The 15,039-nt window shown below is 41.2% G+C and carries 12 protein-coding genes and 4 tRNA genes; all 16 read left to right on the top strand.

Features of this window, described 5'->3' with window-relative positions; all coding sequences use genetic code 11:
* Positions 1–135: 135 nt before the first annotated feature.
* The 16 genes from PH210_RS16655 (at position 136) to yycF (ending at position 15,034) form a co-directional block, all read left to right on the top strand.
* Positions 136–2,133 carry a molybdopterin-dependent oxidoreductase gene (locus PH210_RS16655; protein WP_289987077.1) on the top strand — a complete coding sequence of 666 codons (1,998 nt, stop codon included), beginning with the start codon at positions 136–138 and terminating at the stop codon, positions 2,131–2,133.
* 126 nt (positions 2,134–2,259) lie between these two features.
* Positions 2,260–3,360, top strand: a complete 1,101-nt coding sequence (gene ychF, locus PH210_RS16650) for a redox-regulated ATPase YchF (protein WP_289987074.1) — start codon at positions 2,260–2,262, stop codon at positions 3,358–3,360.
* Between the two features lie 400 nt (positions 3,361–3,760).
* Positions 3,761–4,048 carry a 30S ribosomal protein S6 gene (rpsF, locus tag PH210_RS16645; protein WP_289987072.1) on the top strand — a complete coding sequence of 96 codons (288 nt, stop codon included), beginning with the start codon at positions 3,761–3,763 and terminating at the stop codon, positions 4,046–4,048.
* A 71-nt stretch (positions 4,049–4,119) separates the two neighbouring features.
* Positions 4,120–4,650 (top strand): single-stranded DNA-binding protein, encoded by a 531-nt coding sequence (gene ssb, locus PH210_RS16640; protein WP_289987070.1) that lies wholly within the window; start codon positions 4,120–4,122, stop codon positions 4,648–4,650.
* 50 nt (positions 4,651–4,700) lie between these two features.
* The gene (gene rpsR, locus PH210_RS16635; protein WP_024030263.1) at positions 4,701–4,940 is read left to right on the top strand and encodes a 30S ribosomal protein S18; all 240 of its coding nucleotides are present in this window, start codon (positions 4,701–4,703) and stop codon (positions 4,938–4,940) included.
* Between the two features lie 116 nt (positions 4,941–5,056).
* Positions 5,057–5,989: a YybS family protein gene (locus PH210_RS16630; protein WP_289987066.1), complete on the top strand. Its 933-nt coding sequence runs from the start codon at positions 5,057–5,059 to the stop codon at positions 5,987–5,989.
* A gap of 24 nt (positions 5,990–6,013) precedes the next feature.
* Positions 6,014–7,987: a DHH family phosphoesterase gene (locus PH210_RS16625; protein ID WP_289987065.1), complete on the top strand. Its 1,974-nt coding sequence runs from the start codon at positions 6,014–6,016 to the stop codon at positions 7,985–7,987.
* Complete coding sequence (rplI, locus tag PH210_RS16620) at positions 7,984–8,433, top strand: 50S ribosomal protein L9 (protein ID WP_289987062.1); 450 nt, start codon at positions 7,984–7,986, stop codon at positions 8,431–8,433. Before PH210_RS16625 ends, rplI begins: the two co-directional genes overlap by 4 nt.
* A 172-nt stretch (positions 8,434–8,605) precedes the next feature.
* Positions 8,606–9,964, top strand: coding sequence for a replicative DNA helicase (gene dnaB / locus PH210_RS16615; RefSeq protein ID WP_289987061.1), 1,359 nt, complete (start codon positions 8,606–8,608; stop codon positions 9,962–9,964).
* 226 nt (positions 9,965–10,190) lie between these two features.
* Positions 10,191–11,483, top strand: coding sequence for an adenylosuccinate synthase (locus PH210_RS16610; protein ID WP_289987060.1), 1,293 nt, complete (start codon positions 10,191–10,193; stop codon positions 11,481–11,483).
* 144 nt (positions 11,484–11,627) lie between these two features.
* Positions 11,628–11,703 (top strand) — tRNA-Lys (locus PH210_RS16605).
* A 38-nt stretch (positions 11,704–11,741) separates the two neighbouring features.
* Positions 11,742–11,813 (top strand) — tRNA-Glu (locus PH210_RS16600).
* A gap of 69 nt (positions 11,814–11,882) precedes the next feature.
* Positions 11,883–11,959 (top strand) — tRNA-Asp (locus PH210_RS16595).
* A 6-nt stretch (positions 11,960–11,965) separates the two neighbouring features.
* Positions 11,966–12,038 (top strand) — tRNA-Phe (locus PH210_RS16590).
* Between the two features lie 654 nt (positions 12,039–12,692).
* Positions 12,693–14,138: a peptidoglycan DD-metalloendopeptidase family protein gene (locus PH210_RS16585; RefSeq protein ID WP_289987058.1), complete on the top strand. Its 1,446-nt coding sequence runs from the start codon at positions 12,693–12,695 to the stop codon at positions 14,136–14,138.
* 185 nt (positions 14,139–14,323) lie between these two features.
* Positions 14,324–15,034, top strand: coding sequence for a response regulator YycF (gene yycF / locus PH210_RS16580; protein ID WP_289987057.1), 711 nt, complete (start codon positions 14,324–14,326; stop codon positions 15,032–15,034).
* Positions 15,035–15,039: the final 5 nt, after the last annotated feature.

Below are 15,039 nucleotides of genomic sequence, written 5' to 3'. Positions count from 1 at the left end.
TCTAGGCAATTTTCGCAAATGCTCTTACGAAAAGATGGCACGAAGAATCTAAATATTCGGGTTGATGAACTTATACGACAAACAACAATCTTTGCGAAAATAGCCATAGATATAAAAAGATTTGGGGGGAGAGCTGTGGCAAAGATTATACAGTCGGCTTGTCCGTTAAATTGCTGGGATAGCTGCGGTTTAAATGTAACAGTAGAAAATAATAAAGTAATAAAAGTCGACGGCGATCCATCCCATCCGATTACAAAGGGGAAAATTTGCGGCCGAGGCCGTCAATTGGAAACAAGAACAAACTCATCAAAACGGTTATTGCACCCCTTAAAAAAGATAAACGGTCAATTCGAACCAATAACTTGGGATCAGGCCCTTGGTGAAATCGCTGCGAAATTAGTAGAAATTAAAAAACAAAACGGTACAACAGCGGTTCTTCACAGCCACGATTATGCCAATAACGGGATATTAAAAAATTTGGATCAGCGCTTCTTTAATGCCTATGGCGGAGTAACAGAACTGTATGGCTCCCTATGCTGGGGAGCGGGGATTGAAGCGCAGAAATGGGATTTTGGCAGTGCTTACGGCCATGGACCGGATGATATTTTTAATAGCAAAAACATCATTGTTTGGGGAAGAAATGTGGCTAGGACAAATATGCATTTCTACGAAAAGCTATTAGAGGTGAAAAAGCGGGGCGCAAACCTTTATGTTATTGACCCCCTGTTCAATGCAACAGCCAAAATTGCCGATCAGCATATCACGATTAAACCTGGAATGGATGGATTGCTGGCTGCTGGCATTATGAAAGAAATACTCCGCTTAGGTTTAGAGGATCAATCCTTTATTAAACAGCATACACACGGCTATAAAGATTTAGAAGGGCTGTTGGACAGCATTTCCCTTGAAAAAATAAGCGAAATGACAGAGGTGGCGGAAGAAACTATTACGCAGCTGGCTAGGATTTATGCGGATAAACCCACTTCCACTTATATGGGCTTAGGTTTGCAGCGATATCAAAACGGCGGGAATACGATTCGCTTGATTGATGCACTCGTAGCCGTCAGTGGAAATATCGGAATTGCCGGCGGCGGTGCCAATTATGCTAACCTTCAAGTGGGGCAAAGCTTTGCCTTTGAAGAATTAACCCTTGCCGGCCGCAGACAATACCATCGGCAATTTTCAATAATGAAGCAGGCGGAAGAAGTGCTCAAGGCAGCAGACCCGGAAATTCAAATGATTATCGTGACATGCGGGAACCCGTTAACTCAGGTGCCTGACACTCATGTGGTTAAAGAAGCTTTTTCTTCAGTCAAAACGCTGGTTGTTATTGACCAATATATGACCGATACGGCACGAATGGCTGATTATGTATTGCCAACGGCTACCGCATTTGAAGAGGAGGATTTTTACTACTCCTCGATGTACCATCATTATATCAATTATGGCCCAAAGCTTGTCGAAGCGCCGGGCGAAGCAAAATCTGATTTATGGATTTGGACGCAATTAGCGGAAAGACTTGGATTTGGGGAGGAATTTTCCTATTCCAGAGACCAATTCCTTGAGATGACGTTAAAGCCATTGGCGCCTTACGGGATCACACTTCAAAAATTAAAAGAAGCACAAACATTGGAACTGCCAGTTGAGTACATTCCATGGCAGGAAATGAATTTTCAGACACCGAGCGGCAAATTTGAATTTACCTCTTTGCTTAAAGGTGAGGACGGTCTCTTGAAATTAGCCGTACCGGACGAATCGAAATGGACAAATCCTGCTCTGGCAGAAAAATATCCCTATAGCCTGCTGACGATTCACCCAATGCGCTCTAATCATTCACAAAACTATCATCTTTTCGCCTCAAAGCCGCAACTGAAGGTAGAAATTGCTAATAATATTGCAGCTGATTTGTCATTAAACAATGGTGATTATGTACGGGTATGGAACGACCGCGGTGAAGTCAAAGGTTATATTTTTATTTTAGCCAATGCCCACCCTGACACGATTAATATTGATGAAGGGATTTGGCAGGAATTTGGCGGGTCTGTTAATCAGCTGACATCTAGCAGGGAATCTGATAATGGACTGGGAAGTACTTTATACGATTGTTTAGTAAATCTTGAAAAAATAAACTAACTGCCGCCTCTAAAGCGGCAGTTGTCTTTTTTAAGACATATGCCTATAATTGTGAAAGGCTTGTCTTTATAATTTAGGAATTAATTTTTTTAAAATAGATTTATTTTTCTAGAGGAGTGAACATGAATGGCTTTAACAGCTGGTATTGTAGGTTTGCCGAACGTGGGTAAATCTACATTGTTTAATGCAATAACTCAAGCAGGGGCGGAATCGGCAAACTACCCTTTCTGTACGATCGATCCGAATGTTGGAATTGTAGAGGTTCCGGATTACCGTTTACAAAAATTAACTGAGCTTGTCCAGCCGAAAAAGACCGTACCAACGGCTTTTGAATTTACCGACATTGCTGGGATTGTGAAAGGTGCAAGTAAAGGTGAAGGTTTGGGGAACAAATTCCTTTCCCACATTCGCCAAGTAGATGCCATTTGCCAAGTAGTTCGCTGCTTCGCAGATGAAAACATTACCCACGTTTCAGGTAAAGTGGATCCAATCGATGATATTGAAACGATTAATTTAGAATTAATCCTAGCTGATATGGAATCCGTTGAAAAGCGCATCGGCCGTGTAGAGAAATTGGCCAAACAAAAGGATAAAGAAGCAGCGGCTGAATTTGAAGTTCTTGCAATGCTGCGTGATGCGTTTGAAGCGGAAAAACCTGCTCGTACCGTAGACTTTACGGAAGAACAGATGAAGTTGGTCAAAGGGCTGCATCTATTAACGATCAAGCCTGTCCTTTATGTAGCCAATGTGAGCGAAGATGATATTGCTGATGCTTCAGAAAATGAATATGTTCAAAAGGTTCGGGAATTTGCCAAGGCTGATAATGCTGAGGTTATTGTAATTTGTGCCAAAATTGAAGAGGAAATTGCTGAGCTTGAGGGCGAAGAAAAAGCGATGTTCCTTTCTGAGCTTGGCATTGAAGAATCAGGTCTTGACCAGTTAATCCGTGCTGCCTATAGCCTGCTTGGTTTAGCTACTTATTTCACGGCGGGTGTTCAGGAGGTTCGTGCTTGGACATTTAGAAACGGCATGAAAGCACCGCAATGTGCAGGGATTATTCACTCTGATTTCGAGCGCGGCTTTATCCGTGCTGAGACAGTTTCCTTTGATGATCTATTAGCTGCTGGCAGCCATAATGCAGCGAAGGAAGCCGGTAAAGTACGTCTAGAAGGTAAAGATTATATTGTGAAAGATGGAGATGTAATCCACTTCCGCTTTAATGTTTAGGTTAAGTAAAAGCACAATATTAATTTTGCACTTCTGTTGATTGGAGCGGAAGGTGCGAGACTCCTCGAAAATGCTATCGCATTTCCTTCGTGCGTGGGCCAATTCAAGGAAGCAAAATCAATGTCCTGCGGGAGTACGGGACAGGGGAGACCCCGGAGGCGCTTTGCGCCGAGGAGGCTCTCCGAACCGCCCGCGGAAAGTGAAGCACCTGGAGCGGAAATCAACAGACAAGGTAACAACGCACAATATAAAAGCTCTGCAGCTTGCAGAGCTTTTATATTGGCGAAAATGTGAAGGTCGTTGCTTTTCTTTTTTTCTTGTGCTATAATTTCAACTTGTGAGTAATGAATAATTGCTCCTTGCCCATTCGGGCCGTTTAGACCAAAAGGAGGTGACTGTGATGAATAAGTACGAAATCATGTACATCATCCGCCCAAATATTGAAGATGAATCAAAGAAAGCTCTAGTTGAGCGTTTCAACACAATTCTTCTTGATAACGGTGCGGAAACTGCTGAAACAAAGGATTGGGGTAAGCGCCGTCTAGCTTACGAAATCAACGATTTCCGTGACGGATACTACCAAATCGCTAAAACTACATCTTCAGCTGCTGCAGTACAAGAATTTTCTCGTCTTGCAAAGATCAGCGAAGATATCATTCGCCATATCGTAATTAAAGAAGAAGAATAAGATTTATATATATTTCTTGGTAAAAACGTTCCACGTGGAACATATTTCCAAAAGAAAAGGAGTTGATTCTGATGATGAATCGTGTCGTGCTTGTTGGCCGTTTAACAAAAGATCCTGATTTGCGTTATACACCAAATGGGGTTCCTGTTGCTACTTTTACTTTAGCAGTTAATCGACCATTTTCTAGTCAGTCTGGTGATCGTGAAGCAGACTTTATTAATTGTGTTGTTTGGCGTAAACCGGCTGAAAATGTGGCGAACTTCTTGAAAAAAGGAAGCCTGGCAGGTGTCGATGGCCGCATTCAAACCCGCAACTATGAAGGACAAGATGGTAAACGTGTATACGTTACAGAGGTTCAAGCAGAAAGTGTTCAATTTCTAGAGCCTAAATCTTCTTCTGGCGGCGGCGCGGGAAGAGGCAACGATTTATACGGGGCTCCTCCAATGGAACCACAAGGTAATCCATATGGCAGCAGCAATCAGAATCAGCGTCCTAACCAGAATCAAAATCAAAACCAAAACAGAGGTTATACCCGCATGGATGAAGATCCATTTGCAGGAAATGGTCAAATTGACATCTCTGATGACGATCTTCCATTCTAAAATAACCTTACTGAACGATATTATAAAAACTAATGAAGGAGGGAATTTTCATGGCAGGAGGACGTAAAGGCGGTCGCGCAAAGCGTCGTAAAGTGTGCTATTTCACAGCAAATGGCATCTCTCGCATCGATTACAAAGATGTAGATTTACTAAAAAAATTCATCTCTGAGCGTGGAAAGATTTTACCACGTCGTGTAACTGGTACAAGCGCTAAATACCAACGTAAACTAACAGTTGCAATCAAACGTGCACGTCAAATGGCATTATTACCATTCGTTGCAGGTGAATAATAAAGCATAAGGCAGCAGGGGTTCTCCCCTTGCTGCCTTTTTTATAAAGTTGAATACAACCGAATATCTAGCTAAAATAAAGAGATGGATTTCCAGAAAATTTTAGGGGTGAAGTAGTGAAAAATGTACGTAAACTAACAGAAGGTGCCATCCTTTTAGCTGCATTTACGGTGCTTTTATTAATAACCATTTATATTCCGCTCGTTGGTTCTATTATAAATATTGTACTTCCAGCACCTTTTATCATATTTACAGCTAAGAATAATATTAAAAATATCGCTGCCTTTTTTGTAGCCAGCATCATTATTTCATTTATCGCTGCGTCTTTTATGGGATTAGCCATGGTGCTGATTTATGGAACAACTGGTGTAATCATTGGATATATGCTGCAAAAAAATAAAAGCAGGTCTGCGATTTTAATTGCTAGTTCCCTGACTATAATGGCGGGCATGATTATTTTTTATGTAGTAACCTCCGCTTTTATGAAAATGGACATCACTCATGAACTACAGGCAGCTTTAAATCAATCCTTGAAACAGTCAGGGGAAATGCTTAAATCAGTGGGAAAAGAAGGCCAAGTTGAACAGCTGAAAAAACAGGTGGATATGGTCATAACACTTTTACCCAGCGTTCTAATTTTGGGTTCCATAGTTGCTTCCTTTATCATTCAGTGGGTTTGTTTTCCTATCGCTAAGAGATTTGGTGTAAAGGTTGAGCCATGGGGAAGCTTGAGAAATCTATCTTTACCAAGAAGCATGCTGTGGTATCTTTTAATAGCTTTGGGAGCAAATCTACTCGTAAGACCGGAAGAAGGTACTTATTTATTTTCAGTTTTAACAAATGCAATATACATATTGGGGACGTTTATGGTTGTTCAGGGACTCGGATTTTTATTTAATATTTTCCATCAAAAGTCCATTCCTAAGGGAATTCGTGTCCTTGTAGTAATTCTTGCTTTCATGATACCAATTATTCATTATATAATAATGATATTAGGAATAACCGATATAGGATTTGATTTAAGAAAACGTTTTGCTAAAAAAGAGTAAGACTTGCGTTTAGGAGCTGAAATAATGCCTGCATTTTTAGAAAAGCGATCGATCCGTTACCCATTTTATGGGTTAATAGGCGTTACAGTGGTATTGCTTATAATCCTGTCCTTATATAATTGGATATTAAGCCTGGCAGGTCTTTTATTTATGTTCATCCCGCTCTACTATATGTTTGTCATCGAACGGGCTCAAAGAAAGGAAATGTCCGAGTATATCTCAACCCTTTCCTACCGGGTAAAAAAGGTCGGCGAAGAGGCATTAATGGAAATGCCTATTGGGATTATGCTCATAAATGATGAATATTATATTGAATGGACAAATCCATTTCTTACTTCCTGCTTTGATCAAGACACACTAGTGGGAAGATCCCTTTATGATGTGGCTGACACCCTCATTCCACTAATAAAACAGGAAGTAGAGACAGAAATCATTACGCTCCATGAAAGGAAATTTCGCGTTATACATAAACGTGAAGAAAGGCTTCTATACTTTTTTGATGTAACCGAGCAAACGGAAATTGAGAAAAAGTATCAGGATGACCGGACCGTTATTGCCACCATCTTTTTAGATAATTATGATGATCTGACTCAAGGCATGGACGACCAAATGCGCGGGAGCATCAATAACTTGGTCACATCTATATTAAATAAATGGGCCCAAGACAATGGGATGTTCCTGAAGCGGGTTTCCTCTGAACGATTTATCGCTGTTTTCAGTGAAAGAATCCTTCATATTTTGGAAAAGGGGAAATTTTCCATTTTGGATGAAGTTAGAGAAATGACCTCCAAGCAAAATGTCTCCTTTACTTTAAGTATTGGTGTCGGTACCGGTGTATCCTCATTGCCGGAGCTGGGGACGCTTGCCCAATCTAGTCTGGATTTAGCCCTTGGCAGGGGCGGGGATCAGGTAGCGATTAAACTTCCGAATGGAAAGGTGAAATTCTTTGGGGGGAAAACGAATCCAATTGAGAAACGGACAAGGGTAAGAGCCAGGGTTATTTCCCATGCCTTAAAGGATTTAATTACAGCAAGCGACAAAGTCATTGTAATGGGGCATAAAAATCCAGATATGGACTCTATCGGGGCGAGTATCGGAATTTATAAAGTAGCGCAAATGAATCAAAAGGATGCCTATATCGTTTTAAATTCAATGGATATGGACAACGGTGTCGGACGTCTTATGAATGAAATCCGCAACCAGGAGCACTTATTTTCTCATTTTATCGGGTCAGAAGAAGCGCTTGAAATTGCCACTGATAAAACCTTGCTAGTTGTGGTTGATACTCATAAACCATCGCTGGTTATGGAAGAACGGTTGTTGAACAAAATTGATAATGTTGTTATCATTGACCATCATCGCCGCGGTGAGGATTTTATTTCGAATCCGCTGCTTGTTTATATGGAGCCATATGCCTCCTCGACTTCTGAGCTAGTGACGGAATTCCTGGAATACCAGCCAAAGCGCGGGAAAATTGAGATGATTGAAGCGACGGCCCTTTTAGCAGGTATTATTGTCGATACAAAGAGCTTTACACTAAGAACAGGTTCACGGACATTTGATGCAGCCTCCTACCTGCGTGCACATGGTGCCGACACCATCTTGGTCCAGAAGTTTTTGAAAGAAAATGTTGATACATACATCAAAAGGTCTAAGCTGATTGAATCGGTTACCTTCTATCATGAAGGAATTGCGATTGCCAAAGGAAATGAACATGACTTATATGATCAAGTCATTATAGCACAGGCTGCTGATACGTTATTGACGATGGACGGAGTGATGGCGTCGTTCGTCATTTCGAAACGAAACGAAGGCTTAATTGGCATCAGTGCCAGGTCATTAGGAAACATCAATGTCCAAGTCATCATGGAAAGCTTAAAGGGCGGCGGACATCTCACCAATGCTGCTACCCAACTGTCAGGCTTAACCATTGCGGAAACGGAAAGTAAATTAAAGCAGGCGATTGATGACTACTTTGAAGGAGGAAAAAAGGAATGAAGGTAATTTTTTTAAAGGATGTTAAAGGTAAAGGAAAAAAAGGCGAAGTGAAAAATGTAGCCGACGGTTATGCCCATAACTTTTTAATTAAGCAAGGCCTGGCAGTTGAGGCCAATAATGCAAATGTCAGTTCATTAGATGCCCAGAAGAAAAAGCAAGAAAAAGAAGCAGCAGAAGAGCTTGCTGAAGCCAAAAAGCTGAAAGAAACAATCGACCAAATTACGGTTGAATTAACCGCTAAAGCAGGCGAAGGCGGCCGCTTGTTTGGTTCGATTACCACGAAACAAGTTGCCGAAGAGCTGCAAAAGAAGCATGGAATCAAAATTGATAAACGTAAAATGGAATTAAATGATGCCATCCGTACGCTTGGTCATACGAAAGTACCTGTAAAACTTCATCATGAAGTAACGGCGACGTTAACGGTTTCGGTAAAAGAAGTAAAATAGTAGACTGTAAAAAATTTGCCAGTTCAATTTTAAAATAATCATGATAGAATATAAAAAGTAAGCAATGGGACGTGATCGGTTAAAGCTGGTCACTTTTTTTCTGCATTGGAACTCGAATATGATATGATTGATTTGAAATATTTCCTATTCATTAGGAGGTTTGAGAATATATATGAGTAATGAATTATTAGCAGACCGCATGCCCCCGCAAAATATTGAAGCTGAACAAGCTGTATTAGGGGCTATTTTTTTAGAGCCGTCTTCCTTAACTGTGGCCTCTGAAATTCTGATTCCAGAGGATTTCTACCGGGCTGCCCACCAAAAAATCTTTAATGTGATGCTGAATTTAAATGATCAAGGTAAAGCCGTTGACTTAATTACTGTAACCGAGGAATTAGCCGCGGCAAAACTGATAGAGGATATCGGCGGCGTCAGCTATTTGAGCGACCTCTCCGGGGCTGTTCCTACAGCCGCTAATATTGAGTATTATGCTAGAATCGTAGGTGAAAAATCACTTTTAAGAAGATTAATTCGTACGGCTACCAATATTGCTCAAGATGGCTATACCCGCGAGGACGAGGTGGATGCCCTTTTAAGTGAAGCGGAAAAAAATATTATGGAAGTAGCAAATCGGAAAAATGCCGGGGCCTTTCATAATATTAAAGATGTACTCGTTCGAACTTATGATAATATCGAAGTTATGCATAACCGTGTCGGTGATATTACTGGACTTGAAACGGGGTTCGTTGACCTTGACCGGATGACAGCAGGCTTTCAGCGCAATGACTTGATCATTGTTGGCGCTCGTCCTTCCGTGGGTAAAACAGCCTTTGCCTTAAATATTGCGCAAAATGTCGCCAAAAAGACGGGCGAGAATATTGCCATCTTCAGTCTTGAGATGGGCGCTGAGCAGCTAGTCATGCGTCTCCTTTGTGCCGAAGGGAATATCGATGCGCAAAGGCTTCGTACCGGCTCCCTGACAGAGGAAGATTGGGGTAAGCTGACGATGGCAATGGGAAGCTTGTCCAACACGGGGATTTTTATTGATGATACCCCAGGTGTGCGTATCAGTGATATTCGTTCGAAATGCCGCCGCTTAAAGCAAGAGCACGGTATTGGCATGATTTTGATTGACTATTTGCAGCTCATTTTAGGAAGCGGCCGTTCAGGTGAAAACCGTCAGCAGGAAGTATCAGAAATCTCCCGCTCTCTTAAGCAGTTAGCCCGTGAGCTTCAGATCCCTGTTATCGCCCTATCTCAGCTTTCCCGTGGTGTCGAGCAGCGTCAGGATAAGCGTCCGATGATGTCCGATATCCGTGAATCCGGATCGATCGAGCAGGACGCTGATATTGTTGCCTTCCTATATCGTGATGACTATTATGATAAGGAATCTGAGGCGAAGAATATCATTGAAATTATTATTGCGAAACAGCGTAATGGTCCAGTTGGCACTGTTCAGCTGGCGTTTGTTAAAGAATATAATAAGTTTGTCAACATCGAGACGAGGTACGATGCCCCGCCAGGAGCATAAGAAGAGCCAGCCATTTTTTGGGCTGGCTCTTTTTTGCTAGATTGATAGTTTGAGTACCTTTAAGGCGGGCTGGTGAAACTAGAATCCTATTTTAATATTTTACGAACATATTTTAAGAGGTTGATATAAAATGTTCGTGTTTCGTTTGATTTTTGATCGCGTAATTGATAAACTATGATGGTGTGATAATAAATTAATGGACGTTAAAATTTTGGAGGTGCCTTACATGTCATCAGTAGTGGTTGTTGGTACGCAATGGGGAGACGAAGGAAAAGGGAAAATTACGGATTTCCTTTCAGAAAATGCTGAGGTCATTGCACGTTATCAAGGCGGTAATAATGCTGGACACACGATTAAGTTCAACGGAGAAACCTACAAATTGCACTTGATTCCATCAGGAATTTTTAATAAAGAGAAAATTAGTGTCATCGGAAATGGCATGGTTGTCGATCCGAAAGCTTTGGTAACCGAGCTTGCCTATTTACATGAAAAAGGAATTTCAACTGAAAATCTGCGCATCAGCAATCGTGCTCATGTCATCCTTCCTTACCATTTAAAATTAGATGAAGTGGAAGAAGCACGGAAAGGTGCTAATAAAATCGGTACAACGAAAAAGGGTATCGGACCTGCATACATGGATAAGGCAGCCCGCGTTGGTATCCGTATCGCTGATTTACTAGACCGTGAAATTTTTGAAGAAAAATTAGTACAAAATCTTGAAGAAAAGAATCGCTTATTCGAACGCATTTACGAAACGGAAGGCTTTAAGAAGGAAGATATTCTAGATGAGTATTTTGAATATGGCCAGCAAATTGAGAAGTTTGTTTGCGATACCTCCGTTGTTTTAAATGATGCTTTGGATGAGGGCAAGCGCGTATTATTCGAAGGTGCTCAGGGAGTTATGCTTGATATCGATCAAGGTACTTATCCATTCGTAACCTCCTCAAATCCAGTGGCTGGTGGCGTAACGATTGGATCTGGAGTGGGTCCATCTAAAATTACTCATGTTGTCGGCGTTTGTAAAGCCTACACTTCCCGTGTTGGGGATGGTCCATTCCCGACTGAGTTAAATAATGAAACTGGAAATCGCATCCGTGAAGTGGGCCGTGAGTATGGTACGACTACAGGCCGCCCTCGCCGTGTCGGCTGGTTTGACAGCGTCGTTGTCCGCCATGCCCGCCGTGTCAGCGGTTTAACTGATCTATCTTTGAATTCCATTGATGTATTAACTGGAATTGAGACATTAAAAATTTGTACGTCTTATCGTTATAAAGATGAAGTCATTACCGAGTATCCAGCAAACTTAAAGGTTTTATCACAATGTGAACCAATTTACGAAGAGCTACCAGGATGGACGGAAGATATTACGGGCGTAAAATCATTAGATGAACTGCCTGTAAATGCCCGCCACTATGTGGAGCGTGTAACACAGTTGACTGGTATTCCGTTATCGACCTTCTCAGTCGGTCCGGACCGTACTCAAACAAATGTTGTTCGCAGCCCTTGGAGACAGATCTAACTTTGTGTTTAAAAGCCCGCTGTTTGGCGGGCTTTTGCTTTTATTTTTTGAGAAATAAATATTTTTTAAAAAAAGTATTGCATAATTAATGATATCTTGATATTATAAAAAGCGTCGTCACGAACGGCAAACATAATTAAGTACGAGCCATTAGCTCAGTCGGTAGAGCATCTGACTTTTAATCAGAGGGTCGAAGGTTCGAGTCCTTCATGGCTCACCAAAGTTTTTTGCATTAGCAAAATAACTTTCAATATGTATGGCCCCTTGGTCAAGCGGTTAAGACACCGCCCTTTCACGGCGGTAACACGGGTTCGAATCCCGTAGGGGTCATCGGCATTTGGCGGTCGGCAAAAGGCTGGCAAGGACGGTCTCCTTGCTGACTGCCATTAATATAATTTTGGTCTGGTAGTTCAGTTGGTTAGAATGCCTGCCTGTCACGCAGGAGGTCGCGGGTTCGAGTCCCGTCCAGACCGCCACTAGTTGGCTCAGTAGCTCAGTCGGTAGAGCAAAGGACTGAAAATCCTTGTGTCGGCGGTTCGATTCCGTCCTGAGCCATACCAAAAAGAAGCTTGCAAATGCGCAAGCTTCTTTTTTTATCCTAAATAACATTATTGTGATCATAAAGAGGTTGAATAGCAGTAACTTAGTGAAATTGGATATCCTTATTATGTGAATTACTATTACCTTTTTCATAGTGTCCGTAGAATAGAAATATAAACGGTGACGGTCACTCTGGCATTCCCCAACAATGTCCGTGTATTGCATTTTTATCCCATGATAAGAATTATTATTCATAACTAGCGGCCCGTAACAGTTTTGCAGGGTTAATTGAACTAAAATGATCGACCAAGCCGATATAAAACGTTTCCACTGTAACAATACTGCAATATTTGCTCCTGTTTTTATATATCCCCGTTACTAAGTTCATCCCGTTTTGAAATAAACATCACACTACTCCAGTACTACTCAAACCTTTTATTTAGCAGGATTTTATACCTATAAAATTAAAAATTCTCAAAAAAATTCGTGGAAATTTGACTAGGACATTTCAAGTGAATGTCGGAAGGTGTCAGCTATTATACAATTTTGTTACATTATTGAGACTATTAATCTATTTACAAAAAATTATGTTAAAGTTAAGAAGGTTTAAAATTCTGGAAAATTCATTACTAGATTAATAGGGTTTTACCGTGGTTTAGGAGGAAGAAAATGTTTTTGCTAAATACAATTTCCAAAACAAAAAAGTTAATCATAAAGACAACCATTATTACGACTTTAGCAGCCTCTGTCGTGGCTTTAGGCAATAGGCCAATTGCATTAGCAGCATCACCCGAGCTATCAACTGTTTATCATGTATATCTCAATGGTACATACGTTGGAAACGTTACTGATAAAGCTGTAGTAGACAGAGTAATCAATGAAAAGGTCGACGAATTTAAGAATTCCAATACGGATCTAAATCTAGGTTCCCAGGTTGAATACATACCAGAACAGGTTTTCAATTCATCTGCCAATAACCTTGAGACTATCCAAAATTTCAAAAACACATTCCAGCTTCAAGCAGAAGCAGCAGCGATTGTCATCGACGGAAAGCCAGCGGTTTATGTTGCCGATAAAAATACTGCCGAAGAAGTTATTAAAGACCTGAAACTGAAATATGTGACTGAAGATCAATTAAAGGACCTTGAGGATAGAAAAGCACAGGCGGCTACAGATCTCCCGCCATTGAAAGAGAACGAAACACGTTTAATGGATGTTCGCTTATCTAAGAACGTCACGATTCAAGCTGAAAATATTGAGCCAGATCAAATATTGTCAGCTAGTGATGCCGTTACTTTGTTACAAAAAGGAACATTACAGGAAAAGAAATATGCTGTTCAAGATGGCGATACTCTTGAATCAATTGCACATAATTACGGCTTAAAGGTTCCTGAGCTTTTAGCGTTGAATCCAAGTTTAACAGCGGGTTCCCTATTAAAAGTCGGCCAGGAGATTAACGTTACTGTATTAATGCCATATGTAGAAGTAGTCGTAGAAAAGGAAGTCAATCAAAGAGAAGTGATGCCCTATACAAATCAGGTAGTCGAGGACTCCTCTATGCCGAAGGGTGAGACGAAGGAAAAGCAACAGGGGCAAGATGGCTACCGGACAGTCACTTATTTCATTTCAGAACAAAATGGTACATCTGTTAAAAAAACGCAAACAAGCGAACAAATTCTTCAGCAGCCTGTTAATCATATTGTAATTAAGGGAACCAAAGCGATTCCTTCCCGTGGTGAGGGCAGCTTTGCCTGGCCGACAGTGGGCGGCTATGTTTCCAGCCAAATGGGTTATCGCTGGGGCAAGATGCACAAAGGAATTGACATTGCCAGACCTAGCAACAAAACCATTAAAGCTGCCGACAACGGCGTTGTTGTATCTGCCGGATACGATAATGGCGGTTATGGAAATAAAGTAATAATTGACCATAAAAATGGCTTCCGTACCTTATACGGTCACATGTCATCGATCAACGTAAAGGTTGGCCAAACGGTTTCAAAAGGCACTGCTATCGGAATTATGGGGGCTACAGGTGATGCAACAGGTGTCCATCTCCATTTTGAAGTTTTTAAAAACGGCAGCCTGGTAAACCCGCTTAGCTATTTAAGAAGATAACATGGCGAAGTCTCTAGTACCTGCTAGAGACTTTTTTTATTTTTTGCAAGGATTTACCTTGCCAATCTTGACAAATGCTACTAATAGATGAATTTAAACTGAAACAATGGTAAAGTAAAATAGAGTAGGTATGACTTATAGTGATTTTTTATTGAATAGATTACTTTTTAAAAAGGAGAAATGGTATGGAAAAGAAAATTCTCGTTGTTGATGACGAAAAGCCAATTGCAGATATTTTGCAGTTTAATCTCAAAAAAGAAGGTTATGTTGTCTATTGCGCTTATGATGGAAATGAAGCACTTCAATTAGTAGAAGAAATTCAGCCAGACTTAATTCTCTTAGATATTATGCTGCCGCTTCGGGATGGCATGGAGGTCTGTCGTGAGGTCCGAAAAAAATATGAAATGCCGATCATTATGCTGACAGCGAAGGATTCAGAAATCGATAAAGTTCTTGGACTTGAGCTTGGTGCAGACGATTATGTAACAAAGCCGTTTAGCACAAGGGAATTAATTGCCCGTGTGAAGGCGAATTTACGCCGTCATCAGCAAATCTTGACTCAGCCAGATGCTGAAGCGGAAACGAATGAAATTGAAATTGGCTCTCTTGTGATTCATCCTGATGCCTATGTCGTGTCAAAGCGCGGAGAAACGATTGAACTAACCCATCGGGAGTTTGAGCTTCTTTACTATCTGGCGAAGCATATTGGCCAGGTTATGACGAGAGAACATTTATTGCAAACTGTGTGGGGTTACGATTATTACGGAGATGTCCGGACTGTCGATGTAACTGTAAGACGTCTGCGTGAAAAAATTGAGGATAGCCCAAGCCACCCAACATGGATTGTTACGCGCCGCGGTGTTGGCTACTATTTGCGTAATCCTGAACAGGAGTAAGGCCT

The organism is Paenibacillus sp. BSR1-1 (assembly GCF_030403775.1).
Taxonomy (GTDB): domain Bacteria; phylum Bacillota; class Bacilli; order Bacillales; family Cytobacillaceae; genus Neobacillus.
Note: the sequence above shows the minus strand (reverse complement) of the source record. Positions and strands in the feature narration are given on the sequence as shown.